The 21,569-nt window shown below is 74.4% G+C and carries 19 protein-coding genes; 13 read left to right on the top strand and 6 right to left on the bottom strand.

Annotation, left to right across the window (positions count from 1 at the left end; all coding sequences use genetic code 11):
- Positions 1-33 precede the first annotated feature (33 nt).
- Both K329_RS0105975 and K329_RS24955 read left to right on the top strand, forming a co-directional pair.
- Positions 34-504 carry a PPOX class F420-dependent oxidoreductase gene (locus K329_RS0105975; protein ID WP_028472331.1) on the top strand — a complete coding sequence of 157 codons (471 nt, stop codon included), beginning with the start codon at positions 34-36 and terminating at the stop codon, positions 502-504.
- Positions 501-1,385, top strand: a complete 885-nt coding sequence (locus K329_RS24955; RefSeq protein WP_043642060.1) for a thioesterase family protein — start codon at positions 501-503, stop codon at positions 1,383-1,385. The genes K329_RS0105975 and K329_RS24955 overlap by 4 nt, the downstream gene beginning before the upstream one ends.
- Here K329_RS24955 and K329_RS0105965 read toward each other — a convergent pair.
- Positions 1,382-2,497: a hypothetical protein gene (locus K329_RS0105965; protein WP_028472330.1), complete on the bottom strand. Its 1,116-nt coding sequence runs from the start codon at positions 2,495-2,497 to the stop codon at positions 1,382-1,384. The genes K329_RS24955 and K329_RS0105965 overlap by 4 nt on opposite strands.
- A 53-nt stretch (positions 2,498-2,550) precedes the next feature.
- On the opposite strand from K329_RS0105965, the gene K329_RS0105960 reads away from it, so the two are divergent.
- The 6 genes from K329_RS0105960 (at position 2,551) to K329_RS0105935 (ending at position 8,102) form a co-directional block, all read left to right on the top strand.
- Complete coding sequence (locus K329_RS0105960; protein ID WP_028472329.1) at positions 2,551-2,943, top strand: NUDIX domain-containing protein; 393 nt, start codon at positions 2,551-2,553, stop codon at positions 2,941-2,943.
- Between the two features lie 418 nt (positions 2,944-3,361).
- Complete coding sequence (locus K329_RS0105955) at positions 3,362-4,237, top strand: hypothetical protein (RefSeq protein ID WP_052336402.1); 876 nt, start codon at positions 3,362-3,364, stop codon at positions 4,235-4,237.
- Between the two features lie 238 nt (positions 4,238-4,475).
- Positions 4,476-4,766, top strand: a complete 291-nt coding sequence (locus K329_RS24950) for a hypothetical protein (protein WP_157571584.1) — start codon at positions 4,476-4,478, stop codon at positions 4,764-4,766.
- A 101-nt stretch (positions 4,767-4,867) separates the two neighbouring features.
- Positions 4,868-5,779 carry an N-acetyl-1-D-myo-inositol-2-amino-2-deoxy-alpha-D-glucopyranoside deacetylase gene (gene mshB / locus K329_RS0105945; protein ID WP_028472327.1) on the top strand — a complete coding sequence of 304 codons (912 nt, stop codon included), beginning with the start codon at positions 4,868-4,870 and terminating at the stop codon, positions 5,777-5,779.
- Positions 5,776-6,213 carry a DUF6113 family protein gene (locus K329_RS29380; RefSeq protein ID WP_052336401.1) on the top strand — a complete coding sequence of 146 codons (438 nt, stop codon included), beginning with the start codon at positions 5,776-5,778 and terminating at the stop codon, positions 6,211-6,213. Before mshB ends, K329_RS29380 begins: the two co-directional genes overlap by 4 nt.
- A gap of 59 nt (positions 6,214-6,272) precedes the next feature.
- Positions 6,273-8,102, top strand: coding sequence for a VanW family protein (locus tag K329_RS0105935; RefSeq protein WP_052336400.1), 1,830 nt, complete (start codon positions 6,273-6,275; stop codon positions 8,100-8,102).
- A gap of 39 nt (positions 8,103-8,141) precedes the next feature.
- Here K329_RS0105935 and K329_RS0105930 read toward each other — a convergent pair whose 3' ends face one another.
- Positions 8,142-9,104: a GNAT family N-acetyltransferase gene (locus K329_RS0105930; RefSeq protein ID WP_157571583.1), complete on the bottom strand. Its 963-nt coding sequence runs from the start codon at positions 9,102-9,104 to the stop codon at positions 8,142-8,144.
- A gap of 166 nt (positions 9,105-9,270) precedes the next feature.
- Here K329_RS0105930 and fdxA point away from each other — a divergent pair, with 166 nt between their 5' ends.
- Both fdxA and dapC read left to right on the top strand, forming a co-directional pair.
- Positions 9,271-9,594 carry a ferredoxin gene (fdxA, locus tag K329_RS31215; RefSeq protein ID WP_028472324.1) on the top strand — a complete coding sequence of 108 codons (324 nt, stop codon included), beginning with the start codon at positions 9,271-9,273 and terminating at the stop codon, positions 9,592-9,594.
- Positions 9,591-10,718, top strand: coding sequence for a succinyldiaminopimelate transaminase (dapC, locus tag K329_RS0105915; RefSeq protein ID WP_028472323.1), 1,128 nt, complete (start codon positions 9,591-9,593; stop codon positions 10,716-10,718). The genes fdxA and dapC overlap by 4 nt, the downstream gene beginning before the upstream one ends.
- Before the next feature lie 51 nt (positions 10,719-10,769).
- Here dapC and K329_RS24940 read toward each other — a convergent pair whose 3' ends face one another.
- From K329_RS24940 to dapD, 3 genes are all read right to left on the bottom strand, one after another.
- Positions 10,770-12,215, bottom strand: coding sequence for a PAS domain-containing sensor histidine kinase (locus tag K329_RS24940; RefSeq protein WP_052336399.1), 1,446 nt, complete (start codon positions 12,213-12,215; stop codon positions 10,770-10,772).
- Positions 12,216-12,364: 149 nt separating this feature from the next.
- The gene (locus K329_RS24935; protein WP_157571582.1) at positions 12,365-13,354 is read right to left on the bottom strand and encodes a VldE C-terminal domain-containing protein; all 990 of its coding nucleotides are present in this window, start codon (positions 13,352-13,354) and stop codon (positions 12,365-12,367) included.
- Between the two features lie 6 nt (positions 13,355-13,360).
- Complete coding sequence (gene dapD, locus K329_RS0105900) at positions 13,361-14,356, bottom strand: 2,3,4,5-tetrahydropyridine-2,6-dicarboxylate N-succinyltransferase (RefSeq protein ID WP_084541000.1); 996 nt, start codon at positions 14,354-14,356, stop codon at positions 13,361-13,363.
- Between the two features lie 61 nt (positions 14,357-14,417).
- Between dapD and K329_RS0105895 the strand changes: the two genes are divergently transcribed.
- Positions 14,418-15,392: a hypothetical protein gene (locus tag K329_RS0105895; RefSeq protein WP_028472321.1), complete on the top strand. Its 975-nt coding sequence runs from the start codon at positions 14,418-14,420 to the stop codon at positions 15,390-15,392.
- Here K329_RS0105895 and K329_RS0105890 read toward each other — a convergent pair.
- Complete coding sequence (locus tag K329_RS0105890) at positions 15,370-16,716, bottom strand: MFS transporter (protein WP_084540999.1); 1,347 nt, start codon at positions 16,714-16,716, stop codon at positions 15,370-15,372. The genes K329_RS0105895 and K329_RS0105890 overlap by 23 nt on opposite strands.
- A gap of 17 nt (positions 16,717-16,733) precedes the next feature.
- Between K329_RS0105890 and K329_RS24930 the strand changes: the two genes are divergently transcribed.
- Both K329_RS24930 and ileS read left to right on the top strand, forming a co-directional pair.
- Positions 16,734-17,780 (top strand): patatin-like phospholipase family protein, encoded by a 1,047-nt coding sequence (locus K329_RS24930; protein WP_245596445.1) that lies wholly within the window; start codon positions 16,734-16,736, stop codon positions 17,778-17,780.
- Between the two features lie 381 nt (positions 17,781-18,161).
- Positions 18,162-21,518: an isoleucine--tRNA ligase gene (ileS, locus tag K329_RS24925; protein WP_043642057.1), complete on the top strand. Its 3,357-nt coding sequence runs from the start codon at positions 18,162-18,164 to the stop codon at positions 21,516-21,518.
- The last annotated feature ends 51 nt before the right edge of the window (positions 21,519-21,569 follow it).

Below are 21,569 nucleotides of genomic sequence, written 5' to 3'. Positions count from 1 at the left end.
TCGGTCTCGTCCACCGCACGTAGGGTCGGGTCCATGCCCAACATCGCCACCGCCGACCGGGTCGGGCGCGACGAGCTCCTCGAGTTCGTGCGCCCGCGCCACCGCTTCACGCTCCTCACCACGCGGGCCGACGGACGCCCGCAGCTCTCGCCGGTGACCGGCGGGGTCAGCGCCGACGGCCAGGTCGTCGTGTCGACGTACCCCGACCGCGCCAAGGCCGTGAACCTGCGCCGCAACCCGGCCGTGTCGGTCATGGTGCAGTCCGACGAGTGGGACGGCCCGTGGGTGCAGCTCGACGGCACCGCCGAGGTGCTCGACATGCCGAGCCAGGAGGCCGAGGACGGCCTGGTGGAGTACTTCCGCTGCATCGCCGGCGAGCACTCCGACTGGGAGGAGTACCGCGCCGCGATGCGCGCCCAGGGCAAGTCGCTGATCCGCATCACGGTCACCGGCTGGGGCCCCATCGCCACGGGCGGGTTCCCGCCCGACCGCGCTCCGCAGTGACCGCGGAGCACGTCGAGGTCCCGAGCGAGCTCGACCGCGACCTCGCGCTCACGGCCCTCGACGGTCTCGACCATCCCGGCGCCGAGCTCGACGCGACGGCCGCGGCCGTGGTCGACGTACGCCGGTTCGGCGCGGAGCTGCCCGGCGGCTGGTCGGTCGGCGGCGGCATCAACGGCGGCTTCCTGCTGGCCCTGGTGGGCCGGGCGGTGCGCCGTGCCGTGCCCGACCGCCCGGACCCGGTGACCGTCGCGGCCACCTACGTCGGGGCGTCGGTCGCCGGCGCCGCCGAGGTCACCACGCGCGTGCTGCGTCGCGGCGGCCTCGCCACCGTCGCGGCCGAGGTCAGCCAGGGCGGCAGCCTCAAGCTGACCGCGCTCGCCACGTTCGCCGACCTCGCGACCAACCTCACCGACGAGGTCGCGACGACGGCCGAGCCGCCCGTGCTGCCCCCGGTCGAGGAGTGCGTGGGCCTCGCCCAGGCGCCCGACGAGGTACGGCGCCGCGCGCCCCTGATGGACCGGTTCGACCTGCGGCTCGACCCGGCCTGCGCGGGCTGGGCGGCAGGTCGCCCCTCGGGCGTCGGCGAGCTGCGCGGCTGGCTGCGCCTGCCCGACCGCGAGCCCGACACGCTCTCGCTGCTGCTGGCCTGCGATGCGATGCCGCCCGTCACGTTCGACCTCGGCCGGCCCGGGTGGGCGCCGACGGTGCAGCTCACCGCCCACGTGCGAGCCCTTCCGGCGCCCGGGTGGCTGCGGCTGCGGCAGCTCACGCGCAACGTCGCCGGCGGGTTCTTCGAGGAGGACTGCGAGGTCTGGGACTCCGCGGGTCGCCTGGTGGCCCAGGCCCGCCAGCTGGCGCGGGTGCCGCGGCCGCAGGCCTAGGACGGTCGCAGCGCGACCACCCAGCGGCGGCGCGGGTGCTCGGTGACGGTCCAGAGCCGGCCCGACTCCGGCCACCAGGTGAGGTCCTCCGGGCCCATCGGCATCGCGCGGCGCGTGGGCGCGAGCGTGCCCGCCGCCCCGTCGGCGCCGGGCGCGGCGTCGTACAGGCTGCCGGGGCCCCAGGGTCCGTGCGACGTCGTCGCGTGCAGGGCTCCGTCGACGGAGGCGATGCCCTGCATCCCGCGGACCCCGGTGTCGACGACCGTGGTGGGGCGGGTCAGCCGGGGCGTGTCCGGGGTGCCGGCCGGCAGTCCGTCGGGGCCGAGCGCGAACCGGGCGAGGCGGGTGGTGGCCGTGCCGCGTCCGTACTCGCCGACGAGCAGCGCGGGCGGGGTGCTCGTGCGGTCGAGGCCGAGGAACGAGTAGCGCAGCCGGGGGACGGCGTCGGTGCCGGCGGCGTCCTTGTCGACCCCCGCACGGTGGTCGACCCGGGTCGGCAGCACCCAGCGGTGGCCGAAGCTGTCGCCGTGCCCGGGCTGCGGTGCCTCCGGCAGCCGGACCAGGTCGTCGAGGTGGGCCGACACGAAGCCCTTGCCGGTGGCCGCGACGTGCAGCCACGACCCCGACCACACGATGCCGCCGGCGTGGGCGTGCACCGGGTCGAACCCGACCTCGCCGTCGTCGCGGGTCACGGGCTTCACGAGCAGCACGTGGCGGTAGCGGCGGGCGTCGAGGTCGAGGAAGCTGAGGCGCACGCCGTGCTTCGCCGGGCCGTCCGGACCGGGGACCTCCTTGGCGTACCAGGTCGCGACCACGATCCGGCGGTCCCCGAGCCCGGCGGGACGCTCCCCGAGGGCGACGGCGTCGGAGACGGTCGTGATGCCCTGCGGCCACCACTGCGTCGTACGCCGGTCCGCGGCGTCCCAGCCCCACGCGGCGGCGACGCGGCTGCCGACCAGGCGCGGCACCAGCGTGCGGTGGGCGTGGCGGGGCAGGTCGGCGAGCAGCGCCCCGAGGCCGGGGCTGCCGCCGTACCGCTGCGCCAGCACCCCGATCTCGGCGGCGCGCGAGGCGGAGCGGAGGAGGAACAGGGGCTGCTCGGGACTGCTCATCCTCGCCACGGTACGTCCCGGGCCCCGCCGGACACGGGTGCGAGCATGGGCGCATGGGCTCACCGCGCGTCGTCGTCGCCGCCGCGGTCGTGAGGGACGGCACCGTGCTGGCGGCCCGCCGTACGGCGCCCCCCGCCGCCGCCGGACGCTGGGAGCTGCCCGGCGGCAAGGTCGAGCCGGGGGAGCCGCCCGCCGCCGCCCTGGTGCGCGAGGTCGCGGAGGAGCTGGGCTGCGAGGTCGTCGTGGAGTCGTGGCTCGCGGGGGAGGTGGAGGTCCGACCCGGGCTCGTGCTGCGCGCCGCGGTGGTGCGGCTCGTCGCGGGGGAGCCCGTGGCGACCGAGCACGACCTCCTGCGGTGGGTGGGCGCGGACGAGCTCGACGACCTCGACTGGCTCGACCCCGACCGCCCCTTCCTCGCCGAGCTGCGCGGGGTGCTGGGTGGGTGAGGGGGCTGGGGTTCGCGGTAGGTGCCACCCGGCGTCCGCGCGGGTTGCGGTGTGGGCGCCCCGTCCGGCCTGTCGCTGACACCGCGGCTCTCGGGGTTGCTCCGGTTGCGGTGTGGGCGCCCCGTCCGGCCTGTCGCTGACACCGCGGCTCTCGGGGTTGCTCCGGTTGCGGTGTGGGCGCCCCGTCCGGCCTGTCGCTGACACCGCGACCGGCGTGGTGGCGGGCCTGTGGACAACGGTCCGGCCCACCTGGGGATCTGGGTAGTCAGACGCCATGGAACAGAACCCCTCGCACGCCCCGACCCCCGCAGCCCATCCGCCCCGCCGGATCCCGGACGACGTCCTCGCTGCTCGTCGCCGGGCACGTTCCGAGCGCGATCGTGACGTCGCTGCCCTGGCCGACCGTCAGCACGGAGCCGTGTCGAGGCGTCAGCTGGCGCACCTCGGCGTCCATCGTGACGTCGTACGACGCCGCCTCCTCGACGAGCGCTGGGTCGAGCGCTCCACCGAGGTCATCAGTACGACGACCGGGCCTCCGTCGGCGGCTCAGCTGCGCTGGATCGGGCTGCTGCACCCGCGGGGTCCGGCCGCCCTCGCCGGACGGTCCGCCCTCGCCGAGCACGGACTGCGCGGGTGGGAGGCGGAGACCGTGACGGTGATCGTGAGCGTCGAACGCCATCTCGACGTGCCCGACGTGAGCTACTTCCGGTCGCGCCGTCCCTTCGTCGACTGGTCGAGGAGGCGGGACGGTCACCTGGTGCTCGACGTCGAGCCCGCCGCGCTCCTGCTGGCGGCGTACAGCACCCACCCCCGCACAGCGGTCGGCGTCGTGGCCGCCTGCGTGCAGCAGCGGCTGACCACCGCCGACCGGTTGCAGGCCTTCCTCGGCCAGCTGCCCGCGTTGCCGCGGCGGCGGATGCTGGCCGACGCGCTCGAGGACATCGCCGGCGGCTCCCACTCGGTGACCGAGGTGGACGTCCTCCGGATGTGCCGCGCAGCGGGTCTCCAGCCACCTGTGCGGCAGCGCGCCCGGACGGACGCCCGCGGCGTCCGTCGCTGGACCGACGCCGAGTGGGACCTGCCCGACGGCACCGTGCTGGTGCTCGAGATCGACGGCGCGTTCCACATGGACGCGCGGGAGTGGACGGCCGACAAGCGCCGCCATCGCGGTCTCGTCGCACCTGGTCGCGTCGTCGTCGGCTGCACGTCGTACGAGGTCCGGGTCGAGCCGGAGGCCCTGGCCGCGGACCTGGTCGCGCTCGGCGTCCCGACGGTCGGTCTGTCGGCGGCCTGAGCCGGAGTCGGCTCTCGCCGCGGTGTGAGCGACAGGGTGAATGGGGCGCTGACACCGCGACCCGTGAGGTGTCTCCCGTTGCGGTGTCAGCGACAGGGTGAATGGGGCGCGCACACCGCAACCGGTCGGGCGCCTCGCGCCGCGGTGTCAGCGACAGGGCGGACGGGGCGCTGACACCGCGACCCGCGCCACGCGGTCGCGGTGTGCGCGCACACCCCCACACCCCAGAATGGACCCCGTGCGAGGCATCTTCTTCGAGGCGGACGACGCGCGGGCGGCGGCGGAGCGCCTGCGCCGCGACGGGTTCGACGCGCAGGTCGTGCGGGAGCGGCTCGCGGGCGAGGACGACGACGAGGACCACCCCTGGGCGGTCGTCACCGACGCCCCGGCGGCGGCGCTCGAGCTGCTGCTCGACGCGTACGACGGGTGGCTCGACGTCGAGGAGGGGTCGGCGGCGGCGCCGCTCGTCCTGCCGCCGCTCAACCTCCCGACGGCGCCGAAGCGCATCAAGCGCCCCGAGCGGCCCTGACCGGCACCCACCGCCCGGGCCGGCCCGACCGCCCCCGACCACCCCGACCATCCCGACCGGCCCCTGACCGGCGTACGGCGCGCCGGACTACGCTCCATCCCATGACCGACGCACCCGCGCAGCGGCTCCTGCTCGTCCACGCGCACCCCGACGACGAGACCATCGGTCAGGGCGCCACGATGGCCCGCTACGTGGCCGACGGCCGCGGCGTCACCCTCGTGACCTGCACGGGCGGCGAGATGGGCGAGGTGCTGGTGCCCGAGCTCGAGCACCTGGCCGCCGACAAGGACGACGCGCTCGGCGAGCACCGCCGGGGCGAGCTGGCCGAGGCGATGCGCCTCCTGGGCGTCACCGACCACCGCTACCTCGGCGGCTTCGGCACCTACCGCGACTCCGGCATGAAGTGGCACGCCGACGGCCACGCGATCGCGGCCGACGAGACCGACGAGCGGGCCTTCGCGAACGCCGACCTCACCGAGGCGGCCGACCACCTGGTGGCGGTCATCCGCGAGGTCCGGCCGCAGGTGCTCGTCACCTACGACCAGTTCGGCGGCTACGGCCACCCCGACCACATCCAGGCGCACCGCGTGGCGACGTACGCGATGGCCCTCGCGGCCGTGCCGTCCTACCGCCGCGACCTGGGCGAGGCGTGGGACGTCGCGAAGGTCTACTGGGGCGCCATGTCGGCCACCCAGCTGCGTGAAGGCCTGCGCAGGCTGCGCGCCGCCGGCGACACGACCACCTTCGAGGGCATGGACCCCGAGGGGCCCATGCCGATGGGGTCGCCCGACGAGGACCTCTCCTGCCGCATCGACGCCAGCGACTTCGCCGACGCGAAGATGGAGGCGATGAAGGCGCACGCCACCCAGATCACCGTGGACGGTCCGTTCTTCGCGCTCTCCAACAACCTCGGCAACAGCATCTGGGGCATCGAGTACTTCCGACTGGCCAAGGGTGTGCAGGGCCCGACCGACGCCGACGGTCTCGAGACGGACCTCTTCGCGGGGCTGTGAGCGCCGACCCCGACGGCCCCCGGGCCGCCACGGCCGTGCCGGCGGTCCTGACCGGCGCCTGGTGGAGCACCCCCGCCCGTCGTTCCCTGGCCGGCCTCGGCCTCGCGGTGGCCGGTGCGCTCACCGGCTTCTCGGCCGTCGTGGCCGGCGGTCACTGGTGGGGGGTCGTGCTGGCGGCCGCCGCCACGGTCGCGACGCTGACCGCGCTGCCGCCCCGGCGGTGGACGCGGTCGCCGTACGCACTGGGCTGGGTGGTGCCCGTGGTGCTCGCCGCGGTCGGCCGACCCGAGGGCGACTACGCGCTCGGGCAGAACCTGCGGGGGTACGCCGTGCTGGGCCTGGCGATGGTCGTCGCGGTGGCGGGCGTGGTCGCCCTCGCGGGCGACCAGCGGCCCTCCGGCGGCCGCCGACCGGCCGGTGACGACGCCACCTGATGGGGTGAGCCGTCGGCGCCGACTCTGCGCAGCAGGCGGCAGTCCCTAGGATGACCGGCGTGAACGAAGCCAACGCGTCGGTGCTCCCGGGCACCACCGACCCCGGTCCGGAGAGGAAGGGCGGTCGCATCGTCCTCCTCGCCGTCCTCGGTGTGGCCTTGTTCGTCGGGGGCCTGTACGTCGCGGCGTACCTCGTCGCCGGCGACAAGGTGCCCCGCGGCACCACCGTGGCGGGGGTGGACATCGGCGGCCAGAGCCAGTCCGAGGCCGCCTCGACCCTGGAGGACGGACTCGCCGACCGCCTCGGCCGCACCCTCTCGGTGCAGGTCGACGGCGAGGACGCGGGCGAGCTCGACCCGGCCACCGTCGGGCTGGCCGTCGACTACGAGGCGTCGGTCGCCGACGCCGGCGGTCGCCGCAGCTGGAGCCCCGAGCGGCTCTGGACCTACTTCACCGGCGGCGACGACCTCGCCCCGGTCGTGGAGTCCGACGACGCCGCCTACGACGAGTTCCTGACGGACCTCGAGACCTCGGCCGGCGCACCGCCCGTCGAGGGCGCGATCGCGTTCGCCGACGGCCAGGTCGTCGTCACGGAGCCGAGCGTCGGCCGTGGCTTCGACCGCGACGCCGCGCGTACGGCGCTCGAGGCCGCCCTCGTCGGTGACGACGCCACGCTCGAGCTCACGCTGGAGGACGTGGCCCCGGAGATCGACGCCGAGGCCGTCGCCGCCGCGCGTGCCGACTTCGCCGACCCCGCGGTCTCCGCGCCGGTCGTCCTCGACTTCGACGGCACGCCCGTGACGCTCGAGCCCGCCGTGTTCGGGGCCGCGCTGAGCATGGCCCCCGAGGGCGGTGCGCTCGTCGGCACGGTCGACGGTGCCGCGCTCAAGGCCATCGTCGACGACCTCGTCGGCGACCCGGGTCGCCCGGTCGACGCCACCGTCGTCATCCAGGACGGCGCGCCGGTCGTCGTGCCCGCGCAGCCCGGCGTCGACTACACGCCCGAGGCGATCACCGCCGTCTTCGACACCCTCGTCACCGCGCCCGACGGCAGCCGTCAGGGCGCCGTCGAGGCCGTCGTCGCCGAGCCCGACTTCACCACCGAGGAGGCCGAGGCGCTCGGCATCGTCGAGGAGGTCGGCGAGTTCACGACCAACTACCCGCACGCCGCCTACCGCAACACGAACATCGGCCGCGCCGCGGAGCTGATCAACGGCTCGCTGCTGCTCCCGGGCGAGACGTTCTCGTTCAACGACACCGTCGGCGAGCGCACCCGCGAGAACGGGTTCACCGAGGGCTACATCATCAGCGACGGCATCCTGCGCCAGGACCTCGGCGGCGGTGTCTCGCAGATGGCGACCACGCTCTTCAACGGCATGTTCTTCGCGGGCCTCAAGGACGTCGAGCACCGTCCGCACTCGTTCTACATCGACCGCTACCCGGTCGGCCGCGAGGCGACCGTGGTGTGGGGCGCTCTCGACCTGCGCTTCCAGAACGACACCGACCACGGCGTGCTCATCCAGACGATCCACGACCCCAGCAGCCCCGGCAGCCAGGGCTCGATCACGGTGCGCATGTGGTCGACCAAGATCTGGGACATCGAGTCGACGACGTCGGACCGCTACAACTTCACGTCGCCGCAGACGCGCACGCTGACGACGTCGGACTGCGAGGCCCACACGGGCTACGGCGGCTTCGACGTCGACGTCACGCGCATCTTCAACCGGGCCGACACCGGCGAGGAGGTGCGCCGCGAGGTCTTCAGCACGACCTACACGCCGTCCGACTCCGTCGTGTGCCGCTCGCCGGAGCCGGCCCCCGCGCCGACGCCCGACCCGCCGGCCGACCCGGCGCCCCCCGCCGACGCGGTGCCGCCGACCGAGGGCTGACGCTCCGGTCCGGAGCTCCGCGGCCTGCGCGCCGCGGCCTCAGCCCGGCGTCAGGTAGCCGTAGGTGTGGTGCGTGCCGAACCCCAGCCCCTCGTAGAGGGCCAGGGCGGGCCGGTTGACGCCGAGCACCTCCAGGTACGCCGTGGCGACGCCCTGCTCGGCGGCGACCTCGAGGGCCTCGTCGAGCACCAGCCGGGCCAGGCCCTGGCGCCGGTACGGCGCCGCGACGCGGACGTCGCGCAGACCCACCCAGCCGTCGCGCAGCGCGGCCCGGGCGCTCGCGACCTCGCCGTCGGGTCCCACGACCTCCGCGAGCACCAGCGTCGTCCCGTCGCGCTCGACGGCCTCGACCCGCGGGTCGCCCGCGCCCGCCGGCACCACCGGGGGCCGTGCGCGGCGCAGGCGGGTGAGCGTGCGTCGTACCTGCGCGAGCGACGCCAGCTGCAGGTGCACGTGCCCGTCGCCCTCCTCGGGGCGGTCGGTGGGCGCCTGCCAGCCCGCGTCGCGCAGCAGGGCCTCCTCGTCGGAGCCCACGACCACCTGGGCGAGCGGTCGACGGCCGCGGGCGGCGTACCAGTCGGCGACCGCCGCGGCCGGGTCCGGCACGCCGGCGTCGCCGATCGCCAGGGCCGAGTTCGTGCGCCGCCGCAGGCCGTCGCCCGTGGCCTGCAGGACCCAGTCGCCCAGGGCGCCGGTCTCGCTGCCGGTCTCGCCGGAGTGGTCGCCCGCCCACATCGCCCGCACGCGCGCCTGCACCTCCGCGGCCGAGACCCGGAAGCGCGGCGACGGGCGCGGCGGCACGGGCTTGCCCGAGACGATGAGGTCGTGGGGGATCTCGACGGCCGTCCCGTCCTCGCGTCGTACGACGAGCAGGGGCGCCCAGGCCTCGGCCACGCCGAGCACGTCGGTCATCGCGGGCCCGCCCGTCGGACCGGTGCGCCCCGGCACCAGGCGCCGGACGACGACCCGGGCACCCACCACGTGGGGGCCCAGTGCGTGCAAGCCCACATCCTGGGTTTCGTCCGGAGGCACCATCGTGCGGATACTAGGCTGGGTCGGTCGCGCCCAGCGCGGCGACCGCGTCTCCGGCCCCCGGGCGGGAGACGACCCAGAAGCTCGATCCCATGTTCGTGTGCAGCCCCGCTGTCAGTTCCAGGAGGACCACCAGATGACCTACGTCGTCGCCCAGCCGTGTGTGGACGTCAAGGACCGCGCGTGCGTCGACGAATGTCCGGTCGACTGCATCTACGAGGGCAAGCGGATGCTCTACATCCACCCCGACGAGTGCGTCGACTGCGGCGCGTGCGAGCCGGTCTGCCCCGTGGAGGCCATCTACTACGAGGACGACACGCCGGAGGAGTGGAAGGACTACTACGCCGCCAACGTGAACTTCTTCGACGACCTCGGCTCGCCCGGCGGCGCCGCGAAGATGGGCGTCATCGAGGCGGACCACCCGTTCGTGGCCGGCCTGCCGCCCCAGAACCAGGAGTGAGCCCCGCCACGTCGCGGCCGGCCGTCTCCGGGCGACTGCCCGACTTCCCGTGGGACCAGCTGACGTCGTACGCCGCGAGGGCCCGCGCCCACGCCGGCGGGGTGGTCGACCTCTCGATCGGCACGCCGGTCGACCCCACCCCCGTCGTCGTGCAGGAGGCGCTGGCCGCCGCGGCCGACGCCCCGGGCTACCCGACGACGATCGGCACGCCCCGGGTCCGCCAGGCCGCCGCCGACTGGCTCGAGCGCCGCTTCGGCGTCACGGGCCTGGGTCTCGACGGCGTGCTGCCCTCGGTCGGCTCGAAGGAGCTCATCGCCGCGCTGCCGCTGCACCTGGGCGTCGGTGCCGGTGACCTCGTGGTGCTGCCGGAGATCGCCTACCCGACGTACGAGGTGGGGGCCGCCCTCGTCGGCGCCCGCACCCTCGCGACGGACTCGCTCACCGCGATCGGCCCGGAGCGCCCGTCGCTGCTCTGGCTGAACTCGCCCTCCAACCCGTCGGGCCGCGTGCTCGGCGTCGACCACCTCCGCAAGGTCGTCGACTGGTGCCGCGACCGGGGCACGCTGCTCGTCTCCGACGAGTGCTACCTCGAGTGCGCCTGGGACGACGAGCGTCGTCCGGTCTCCGTGCTCCACCCCGACGTCTGCGGCGGCAGCCACGAGGGCCTGCTGACGGTCCACTCGCTCTCCAAGCGGTCGAACCTCGCGGGCTACCGGGCGGCCTTCGTCGCCGGTGACCCGACCGTGGTGGCCGAGCTGCTCGCCGTGCGCAAGAACCTCGGCCTCATCGTGCCCGCGCCGGTGCAGGCCGCCATGGCGGCGGCGCTGGACGACGACGCGCACGTCGAGGAGCAGCACGCCCGGTACGCCGCCCGCCGCACCCGCCTGCGCGCCGCACTGGAGTCCGCCGGGTTCCGCGTCGACCACTCCGAGGCGTCGCTCTACCTCTGGGCCACCCGTGACGACGACTGCTGGGCCACCGTCGACTGGCTCGCGGAGCGCGGCATCCTCGTGGCGCCCGGCGCCTTCTACGGCGCGGCCGGGAGCCGGCACGTGCGGGTCGCGTTCACCGCGACCGACGAGCGCGTCGCCGCGGCCGCCGAGCGTCTCGCCGCCGCGGTCTGACCCGTCCGGCCCACCCGGGACGACTCGGAGACGGCCGGGGACGGCCCGCGGTCAGCTCGCGTACGGCAGCAGCACCCGGAAGGTGCTGCCCGCGTCGGGTGTGCTCCGCACCTCGACCGTGCCGCCGTGCGCCTGCGTGATCGCGCGGACGATCGAGAGACCGATGCCCGCACCGGGCGTGCACGAGCTGACCGCCGACGGCGTGCGGTAGAGCCGCTCGAAGATCACCGGCAGCTCGTCGGCCTCCATGCCGACGCCGGTGTCGGTGACCGAGAGGCAGGCGCGTCCGTCGAGGTCGGTGCAGGTGACCGTGACGGTGCCGCCGGCCGGGGTGAACTTCAGGGCGTTCGAGACGAGGTTGTCGACCACCTGGCGCAGCCGGTGGGCGCGACCGCGCACCGGGGCGAGCCCGCCGTCGAGGCGGGGCAGGACGACGACGTCGCGGCTCGTCGCGTTCGGGCCCGAGACGGCCAGCGCGGCCTCCACGATCGCCGGCAGCGAGACCAGCTCCTCGCCCGGCCCCTCGTCGCCCACCGAGGCCACCGTGAGCAGGTCGTTGACCAGGGCCAGCTCGCGGTGGGCGTTGTTCTGCACGACCGTGAGCATCTCGGCGGCGGTCGGCGTGAGGTCGTCCTCCATGTCGAGCACGAGCTCGAGGTAGCCGATGATCGACGTGAGCGGCGTGCGCATCTCGTGCGACACCGTCGCCACGAGGTCCTCGCGCACCTGGTCGACCTGGCTCTGGATCCGGTGGCGCTCGGTGAGGTCGCGGATCGACGCCGACAGCAGCACCTCGTCGTCCGTCACGAGCGGGGCGAGGGAGATCTCCACCGGCATCTCGGTGCCGTCGCTGCGGACGGCGTGCAGCTCGCGCACCGAGCCCGTCGGCCGCCGGTCGGGGTCGGCGGCGAAGACCGGGCGCGGGTCGCGGCCTGCGCGGTAGCGCGTCGGCACGAGGATCTCGGCGGGCTGACCTATCAGGTCGTCGACGGCGTAGCCGAACACGGCGAGGGCCTGGTGATTGGCGAGCACGACGACGCCCGCGGCGTCGGTGATGACGAGCGGGTCGGGGGAGGCGTCGACGAGCTGGCGGAACCGCTCCTCCGAGCGCTTGCGCTCCGTGATGTCGCGGATGGTCGCGCAGACCCAGCGCTGGCCGGCGTCCTCGATCGTGGCCAGCGAGATCTCGGCGGGGAACTCGGTGCCGTCCCTGCGCACCCCGCTGAGCTCGAGCAGGTCCATCCGGCTCCCGTCGTACCCCTCGCGGAGCGCGGGGTGGTGGGCGCGGAAACGGGGCGGCATGAGCAGCTCGACCGGCTGGCCGAACAGCTCCGCCGCCGTCCAGCCGAAGACCGCGGTGGCATGGGGGTTGGTGAGCACGATCCGACCGGCGTCGTCGGTGACGACGATCGCGTCGGGGATGGCGTCGACGATGCCGCCGTGCAGCGACGGGGCCCGGAGGGCCCGTGTCGCTGCGTCGTGCAGGTCGGTCTTCATCCGGGCCCGTTCCGTGGAGGGTGCAACTGTTCCCGTCCATGGTCGTCCCGCACGCGGTGGGGGAGAAGGGACTTGAGGGACTCTTGCGCAGGTCTGGACCTGGCGTCCCCGCCCCGTCGCCCGCCCCGTGCCCCTGGCCGCCCCCGGCGTCAGAACACGTCGACGTGCACGTGGTCCCGGTGCTCGAGGATCGCGGCGGTCTCGGCGTCGCGACCCGCGGTGTCGACCTCGTAGGTGCGCCAGCCCTGGCCGGAGCGGCGCGCCGTCCAGATCATCCCGTCGTAGATGACGGTGGCGACGTCGAGCCGCTCCGCGTGCGCCACGAGGTAGTGCGCGATCGACCAGCCGGTGCGCTGGGTCTCGTCGGTCACCGGCCGCGTGAACACGTCGAGGGCGCGGCCCTCGTAGTGGGCCGACCCCTCCTGGTGGCCGCTGTCGACCCCGCCCGGGGCGAAGCCGCCGAGGGACAGCTCGCCGTACGCCGCCGCGAGCTCCGTGCGCACGATCGCCGCCCGCTCGGTGAGGCCCGTCTCGTCGAGCTCGTCGCTGGCCTCCGTGAGCCGCACGTCGGTGTCGACCCGGCACGTGAACGAGCCCGGCGACCACCCGGTGAGCGACGAGGCGAGCACGCGGGCGTCGGCGGCGTGGTCCTCGTAGGCCTCGGGGAACCCCGAGCGCTGCACCTGCTGGGCCGCCTCGGTGATGCGGAGGTCCTGGTAGCCCTCCACCTCCTCCAGGCCGTCGTAGAAGGCGTTGGTGGCGTAGAAGGGATCCATCACCTGCTCCTCCGTGCCCCAGCCCTGGGAGGGCCGCTGCTGGAAGAGCCCGAGCGAGTCGCGGTCGCCGTACGTGATGTTGCGGATCTTCGACTCCTGGTACGCCGTCGCCAGGGCGATCGACGCGGCCCGCGCGGGCATGCCCCGCTGGACCGCGATCGCGGTGATCAGCGCCGCGTTCTCGGCCTGCTCGGGGTCGAGGTCGACCGTCGTGCCGTCGACCTCCGCGGTGCAGCCGTCACGACCCGGGATGAAGGGCTCGATGCTGCGGTAGACCCACACGCCCGCCACCACGACCACCCCGACGACGAGGGCGCCCACGGTGAGCCCGACGACGGTCCGGCGCGCGTTCCCCGTCGTCACGGGGCGTCAGTCGTTGGCATGGAGTGCGGCGTTGAGGGCGACGCCCTCGCTCTTCCAGGCCACGGCCTCGACGGCGCCCGTGACGGAGTTGCGGCGGAACAGCACGTTCGAGGCGCCGGAGAGCTCGGCGGCCTTGACCACGCGCTTCTCCGCGCCGGGCTCGACCATCGTGACCTTGGTGCCGGCGGTGACGTAGCAGCCGGCCTCGACCACGCAGTCGTCGCCGAGCGAGATGCCGAGGCCGGCGTTCGCGCCCAGCAGGCAGCGTCGGCCGATGGAGATGACCTGCTTGCCGCCGCCGGAGAGCGTGCCCATGATCGAGGCGCCGCCGCCCACGTCGGAGCCGTCGCCCACGACGACACCGGCCGAGATGCGGCCCTCGACCATCGAGGCGCCGAGCGTGCCGGCGTTGAAGTTCACGAAGCCCTCGTGCATCACGGTGGTGCCGGGGGCGAGGTGGGCGCCGAGGCGCACCCGGTCGGCGTCGGCGATGCGGACGCCCGTGGGCACCACGTAGTCCGTCATGCGGGGGAACTTGTCGACGCCGTGGACGCTCACGTGCAGGCCCGCGGCGCGCAGCCGGGCGCGGACGATCTCGAAGCCCTCGACGGCGCAGGGGCCCGCGGAGGTCCACACGACGTTGGCGAGCAGTCCGAACTGGCCGTCGAGCGAGATCGCGTGCGGCGCGACGAGGCGCGTGGAGAGCAGGTGGAGGCGCAGCCAGACGTCCTCGGTCGAGGTGGGCGCGGCCTGCAGGTCGGCGATCTCCACGCGGCGCACCTCGCGGGTGACGCCCCGCAGCTCGTCGACGCCGGCCAGGGCGTCGAGGTCGGCGCCGGCGGCCTCCGACGGCGCGTCGCCGTGGTCGGGGCTGCCGAGGGCCGGGGCCGGGAACCAGACGTCGAGCACGGTTCCGTCGGCGGCGATCGTGGCCAGCCCGACGCCCCAGGCGGCGGTCGGTGCGGCGGGCGTGGAGGTGGGGGAGCTCGTCTGCGCGGTCACGTGGACCGATGGTACGGACCTCCGCCCGACACGCCGAGGCCCGTCCCGCTACCGTCGTGGCATGCGCGACGTGTTCCGACGCCGGTCGGCCGACCACTCCTTCGACGTGCCCTTCGACGGGTCCGACCTCTGGCCCACCGCCGACCCGCTGGCGGCCCGCGGTCCGCTCGCGGCCGCGCTGCCCGTCGGGCTCGCTGCCGTGGCCGCCGGGGCGCTCACGCTCGTGGACCCCGCGCAGCTCTCCGGCTGGCGCCGCGGCCTCTACCGCGGGGCGACCGCCGCGGTCACCGGCGCCCTCACCTGGGCGGTCGCGCGCGACGACGACGAGCTCGACCAGCTGCCGCCCGAGGTGGCGGCCGCGATCGCCGCCGCGGGCCTCGCCCTCGCCGGCGCCCCGCTCGCCGAGCGGGCCGACGCGGGCCTGCGCACCGGCCTCGAGCGCCTCGGCGTCGCCCGTCCCCGCCTCGTGCTGGCGGGTCTCGCCGTGGGCGGCACGCTCGCCGGTCCGCTCTCCGAGCTCGTGGCGCGGCGGTACGCCGACCGGCTCGGGCCCGACGACGGCGCCGAGGGGTTCGACGCCCCCGTGTGGGAGGAGCGCGCGGTCGACGAGGACGTGCGCGCCCTGGTCGACGCGATCCTGGCCCGCACGGAGGACTACGGCGCCCTGGCGCTGCGGGCCCAGCTCGCGCGCGCCACCACCACCGACCTGCCCCGCGAGGACGACCCGGAGGCCGGCACGTCGGCCACCTTCGAGGTGCCCGAGGACGTCCCGCTGGCCGTGCCGGCCCAGGGCGTGTTCCCGGTCCGGGCGCGCTACCCCAGCGCCCAGGGCGAGCCGATGCTCGCCTCCGTGCACGTCGAGGGCGGACGCCTCGGCATGGTGATCTCCGAGCCGGTCGACCCCGACGGCGACGACCTCGCCGACTTCTTCGACGACGCGTCTCCGGTCGCGTGGCCGCGTCCGGACGACGTCACGTTCTGGATCGACACCCGCACCGGCCCGGAGCCGATCGTCAGCGCCCCGGCCGGGGAGTGACGCTCACGCGGTAGCGCACGAACGCCGGTACGGCGAGCGCCGCGAGCACCACGAACACGACGCTGAGCAGGCCGCCGCCGGCAGCCGCGGCGGACGCCCCGACGAGCGCGGCGGCGCCGCCGTGGGCGACGTCGGCGATGCGCGGCCCGCCGGCCACGACCGCGGTGAACACGCCCTGGAGCCGGCCGCGCACCTCGTCGGAGGCCGCCGCCAGCAGCATGGCCTGGCGGAACGCCGAGGACGCCATGTCGGCGGCGCCCGCCACCGCGAGGAGCACCACCGCCACGACGAGCCACGGCATCGCGTCGCCCCCGGCGAGCCCGGCCGAGACGCCGAACCCGGTGATGGCGAGCCCCCACACCACGATGCAGACGATGACGGCGCGGCCCTGCCGCTCGACCCGGGAGACCCAGCCCGACAGCACGCCGCCGACCACCGCCCCCACCGGGATGGCCGCGAAGAGCAGCGCGAACGCGAGGCCGCCCTCGTCGGGCCCGCCGAAGTCGAGGTGCGCGATCTCGGGGAACAGCGCCCGGGGCATGCCGAAGAGCATCGCGATGATGTCGACGACGAACGACATCATCAGCACGGGCTGCGTGCGCAGGTAGACGAGGCCCTCCACCACCGACCGGATCCCCGGCGTGCCGATCATGCGGTTCTCCACCGGCAGCGGCGGCAGCGCCAGCACGGCGTACAGGGTGGCCAGCAGGCAGACCGTGTCGGCGAGGTAGAGCCACGAGAACCCGACGAACGGGATCAGCACGCCCGCGGCCATCGGGCCGGCGATGGCCCCGGCCTGCATCACGGTCATGTTGAGGGAGGCGGCCGCCGGCAGCAGGGACGTGTCGACCAGCATCGGCAGGATGGCCGTGCGGGTCGGCTGGTTGACCGCGAAGAAGGCCTGCTGCACCGAGAACAGGCTGAGCAGCACCCAGACGTTGTCGAGCCCCGCCGCCGCCTGCGCCCAGAACAGCGCACTGGTGACGATGAGGCCGGTGGTGGTGACGACCAGCAGCAGGCGGCGGTCGAGGTGGTCGGCGAGCGCGCCGCCCCACAGGCCGAAGACGAGCAGCGGGACGAGCCCGAAGACGCCCGTCAGCCCGACGTACGCCGAGGAGCCCGTCATCGCGTAGATCTGCGCGGGCACCGCGACGACCGTCAGCTGGGCGCCGACGACGGTGACGATGTTGGCGACCCAGAGGCGCCGGAACGCCGGGACGGCCAACGGTCGGGTGTCGGCGAGGAGGCCGCGGATCTGCACGGTGCGGGAGGCTACGCCCGTGCTCCTGACGGGCGGTCCGCGGGCGGGCGCGGTCGCAGCCATGACCTAGCCTCGGGCGCGTGTCCGGATCCTCCCAGCCGATCCCTCCCGCCCGACCGACCCGCGTGGCCCTCGCCCTCGGCTCCGGGGGCGCCCGCGGCTACGCCCACCTCGGCGCGGTCCGCGAGCTGCGGGCGCGGGGCTGCGAGATCGTCACCATCGCGGGCACGTCGATGGGCGCCGTCGTGGGCGGGCTCGTCGCGGCCGGCCGGGACGACGACTTCGCCGCCTGGGCCACCGGCCTGCGGCAGCGCGACGTGCTGCGGCTCATGGACTTCAAGCTCTCGGCCCCCGGGGCCGTCGCGGCCGACCGGCTCCTCGGCGCCATCGGCGACCTCTTCGGCGACGCGCTCATCGAGGACCTCCCGATCCCGTTCACCGCGGTCGCGACCGACCTCGGCTCGCGGCGGGAGGTGTGGTTCCAGCGCGGTCCGCTGCTGCCCGCGGTCCGGGCGTCGATCGCCATCCCGGGGTTCTTCACGCCGGTGATGATCAACGGGCGGCTGCTCGTCGACGGGGGACTGCTCAACCCGGTGCCGGTCGACCCGACCGCCGGGGTGCCCGCCGACCTCACCGTCGCGGTCTCCCTGCTCGGCAAGCGCTCGCGGCCCGGGCGCGTGACCCCCACCCAGGAGTCCGCCGCGCCGCAGCGCCTGGAGGAGTGGCGCGGCCGCTTCCGCCGTACGGTCGCCAGCATCACCGGCCGGGACGGCCACGTCGTCGACGACCTGCTCGAGGCGGCGGAGACCCCGGGCTCGGTCGAGACCGCCGCGGTGGTCGAGGTGGCCGGACCGGCCGAGCCCGTCGCCGAGCCCGGCCTGCCCGGCATCGACCCGCTCCCGAAGGACCTGCGCCTCACCGACGTCACCGGCCAGGCCTTCGAGGCGATGCAGGCGCTGGTGCAGCGCTACCGCCAGGCGGCGTTCCCGGCCGACGTCACCGTCGACGTGCCCGTCGACGCCTGCCGCACCCTCGACTTCCACCACGCGGCCGCGATGATCGAGCTCGGCCAGCAGCTCACCGCGGAGGCGCTCGACGCCCACGGGGTTGCCGGTTTCACCGGCTAGGTGACGAACCCGGCACCCGGCGCACGAACCTTCACGCGCCAGGTGCTGGTGTCACCGGCTAGCCGGTGAAACCGGCGCGCACCCTTCGGCCCCGAATCCGATTGGCAGCCCGCCACGTGACCGGCGTACGCTGCGCGGCAGAGGCGTCTGAGCCGTCATCAGCGGCGAGCCTCCGGAAGAACGGCACCGGCGTCCGCGCCGGGGCTCAGTAGAACCGGACGGATGGGCCCGTCACAGCCCCTGACGAAGCGGTCGCACCGGAGCACGATCCCGGAGCGGCAAGCGAGGTGGTACCGCGGTTCCCGCGGCCGGTCATCCGGCACGGGCGTCGTCCTCGTGGCCCCGAGCCCGAGCCCGACGTACCGCAGGAGAGTGCCACCGATGACCTACCCCAAGGTCTCCACGAGCGGGTCCGACCGCATCCCCACCTCCCCGCGCTTCCCCGAGATCGAGAAGCAGGTGCTCGCCTACTGGGAGGGCGACGACACCTTCCAGGCCTCGGTGGACGCCCGGGACGCGGGCGCCGACGGCAGCAACGAGTACGTCTTCTACGACGGTCCGCCGTTCGCGAACGGGCTGCCGCACTACGGCCACCTGCTGACGGGCTACGTCAAGGACATCGTGCCGCGCTACCAGACGATGCGCGGCAAGCGCGTCGAGCGCCGCTTCGGCTGGGACACCCACGGCCTGCCCGCCGAGCTCGAGGCCATGCGCCTCAACGGCATCAAGACCACCGACGAGATCCTCGAGCTGGGCATCGAGAAGTTCAACGACGCCTGCCGGGCCTCGGTGCTGAAGTACACGGGGGAGTGGCAGGACTACGTCACCCGCCAGGCCCGCTGGGTCGACTTCGAGAACGACTACCGCACGCTCAACCCCGACTACATGGAGTCGGTCATCTGGGCGTTCAAGACCCTGCACGACAAGGGCCTCGTCTACGAGGGCTTCCGCGTGCTGCCGTACTGCTGGAACGACGAGACGCCGCTGTCGAACCACGAGCTGCGCATGGACGACGACGTCTACCAGAACCGCCAGGACCCGGCGGTCACGGTCGGCGTGCGGCTGGCCGGCCACGGCCCCGAGGGCGGCGACGACCTGCTCGCCGGCGCGCTCGCGCTCGTCTGGACGACGACGCCGTGGACCCTGCCCTCCAACCTCGCCGTCATGGTCGGCGAGGACATCGAGTACGTCGTGGTCGAGTCCGCCTTCACCGGGTCGACGGAGCGCTACGTCATCGCGGCGGCGCGGCTGGCGTCGTACGCCCGCGAGCTGAAGAACGAGGACAGCGAGTCGGTCGAGGAGCAGGTCGTCGCGCGCTACAGCGGCGCCGAGCTCGCCGGGCGCCACTACACGCCGCCGTTCTCCTACTACCTTGGCCACGAGAACGCCTTCCGCGTCGTGACGGCCGAGTTCGTCACCACCACGGACGGCACGGGGCTCGTGCACACCGCGGGCGCCTTCGGTGAGGACGACAAGGTGGTGACCGACCGCGAGGGCATCGAGGCCGTCATGCCCGTCGGCAAGGACGGCCGCTTCACGGCGCCGGTCACCGAGTACGTCGGGGTGCAGGTCTTCGACGCGAACCCGCTGATCATCGAGCACCTCAAGCACGCGACCTACAGCCTCGACCACGTGCAGCGCCGCGAGGACGCCGACCTCGGCGCCGTCACCTTCGGCACCGTGCTGCTGCGCCGCGAGACCTACGACCACTCCTACCCGCACTGCTGGCGCTGCCGCGAGCCCCTCATCTACAAGGGCGTCTCCAGCTGGTTCGTCGAGGTCACGAAGATCAAGGACCGGATGCTCGAGCTCAACCAGCAGATCCGCTGGGTGCCCGACCACATCCAGGACGGCCAGTTCGGCCGCTGGCTCGAGAACGCCCGCGACTGGTCGATCACCCGCAACCGGTTCTGGGGCTCGCCCGTGCCGGTGTGGAAGAGCGACGACGAGGCCTACCCGCGCCTCGACGTCTACGGCTCGTTCGCCGAGATCGAGCGCGACTTCGGTCGGCTGCCCCGCAACGCGGCCGGCGAGCCCGACCTGCACCGCCCGTTCGTCGACGACCTGACCCGCCCGAACCCCGACGACCCGCGGCCCGAGGGCGAGCGCTCGACCATGCGCCGCGTGACCGACGTGCTCGACGTGTGGTTCGACTCGGGCTCGATGAGCTTCGCCCAGGTGCACTACCCGTTCGAGAACGCCGAGTGGTTCGACGGCACCGCGTCGCTCCAGGGGCACTTCCCGGCCGACTTCATCGTGGAGTACATCGGCCAGACCCGCGGCTGGTTCTACACGCTGCACATCCTCGCGACGGCGCTCTTCGACAAGCCCGCGTTCTCCACCTGCATCAGCCACGGCATCGTGCTGGGCAGCGACGGCAACAAGATGAGCAAGTCGCTGCGCAACTACCCGGACGTCTCCGAGGTCTTCGACCGCGACGGCGCCGACGCGATGCGCTGGTTCCTCATGGCCAGCCCGATCCTGCGCGGCGGCAACCTCGTCGTCACCGAGCAGGGCATCCGCGACTGCGTGCGCCAGGTGATGATCCCGCTGTGGAACAGCTGGTACTTCTTCAGCCTCTACGCCAACGCGGAATCGTACGACGCGGTGCGCCGCACCGACGCGACCGACCCGCTCGACCGCTACGTCCTGGCCAAGCTGCGCCAGTACGTCGCGACCATGTCGACCCAGCTCGACGACCTCGCGATCGCCGACGCGTGCGAGACCACGCGCGGCTTCCTCGACGTGCTGACGAACTGGTACATCCGGCGTAGCCGCGAGCGGTTCTGGTCGACGGGCAGCGACGCGGCCACCGCGACGGGCGCCTTCGACACCCTCTACACGGTGCTCGAGACGGTCTGCCGCGTCACGGCGCCGCTGCTGCCGCTCACGACCGAGGAGGTGTGGCGCGGGCTCACCGGTGGGCGCTCGGTGCACCTCACCGACTGGCCGACGCTCGACGAGCTGCCGGAGGACGACGCCCTCGTCGCCGCCATGGACCTCGTGCGCGACGTCTGCTCGGCCGGCTCCGCGCTGCGCAAGGCCGCCAAGCTGCGCAACCGGCTCCCGCTGGCGCGCCTCACGGTCGTCACGGAGGACCCGGCCGCCCTGGTCGACGTGCTCCCCGGCTTCGCCGCGCTCGTCGCCGACGAGCTCAACCTCAAGGACGTGCGGCTCCTCGACGCGTCGGCCGCCGAGGCGGCGTCGTACGGCGTCAGCCAGCGGCTCGCGGTCAACGCGCGCGCCGCGGGCCCGCGGCTCGGCAAGGACGTCCAGCTCGCGATCAAGGGCTCGAAGTCGGGCGACTGGTCGGTGGCCGAGGACGGCACCGTGACGGCGGGCGGCCTCGCGCTGGTCGAAGGCGAGTACACGCTCGAGACCGTCGCGCAGGGCGGCGAGGGCGAGGCCATCGGCGTGCTGCCGGGCGGCGGGTTCGTCGTGCTCGACACGACCGTCACGCCCGAGCTGGCGGCCGAGGGCCTGGCGCGCGACGTCGTCCGCGCGGTGCAGCAGGCCCGCAAGGACGCCGGCCTCGACGTCTCCGACCGCATCCGTCTCGCGCTCGAGGGCTCCGAGACGGTCACGTCCGCGCTGCGCACCCACGAGGCGATCGTGGCGGGGGAGACCCTCGCGACGGCGTACGCCGTGGGCACCCACGTCGTCCCGGCCCACGCCTTCACGGCCGAGGCACCCGTCGGCGACGGCGACACGGTGCGCATCGCGCTCGTGAAGGCCTGAGGGTCGGCGGTCCGGCCGCCTCGCCGCCTCGTGCAACGCGGTGTCCGGGTG

Source organism: Nocardioides alkalitolerans DSM 16699 (assembly GCF_000426525.1).
Taxonomy (GTDB): domain Bacteria; phylum Actinomycetota; class Actinomycetes; order Propionibacteriales; family Nocardioidaceae; genus Nocardioides; species Nocardioides alkalitolerans.
This window is presented reverse-complemented; position numbering and strand designations above follow the sequence as displayed.

Excerpts from the sequence above, each read along its gene's own strand:
- ileS (WP_043642057.1), top strand. The coding sequence starts at position 18,162 with ATGACCTACCCCAAGGTCTCCACGAGCGGGTCCGACCGCATCCCCACC.
- mshB (WP_028472327.1), top strand. The coding sequence starts at position 4,868 with ATGACCGACGCACCCGCGCAGCGGCTCCTGCTCGTCCACGCGCACCCC.
- K329_RS0105895 (WP_028472321.1), top strand. The coding sequence starts at position 14,418 with ATGCGCGACGTGTTCCGACGCCGGTCGGCCGACCACTCCTTCGACGTG.
- K329_RS0105965 (WP_028472330.1), bottom strand. The coding sequence starts at position 2,497 with ATGAGCAGTCCCGAGCAGCCCCTGTTCCTCCTCCGCTCCGCCTCGCGC.
- K329_RS0105960 (WP_028472329.1), top strand. The coding sequence starts at position 2,551 with ATGGGCTCACCGCGCGTCGTCGTCGCCGCCGCGGTCGTGAGGGACGGC.
- K329_RS24940 (WP_052336399.1), bottom strand. The coding sequence starts at position 12,215 with ATGAAGACCGACCTGCACGACGCAGCGACACGGGCCCTCCGGGCCCCG.
- K329_RS0105975 (WP_028472331.1), top strand. The coding sequence starts at position 34 with ATGCCCAACATCGCCACCGCCGACCGGGTCGGGCGCGACGAGCTCCTC.
- K329_RS0105890 (WP_084540999.1), bottom strand. The coding sequence starts at position 16,716 with ATGGCTGCGACCGCGCCCGCCCGCGGACCGCCCGTCAGGAGCACGGGC.
- fdxA (WP_028472324.1), top strand. The coding sequence starts at position 9,271 with ATGACCTACGTCGTCGCCCAGCCGTGTGTGGACGTCAAGGACCGCGCG.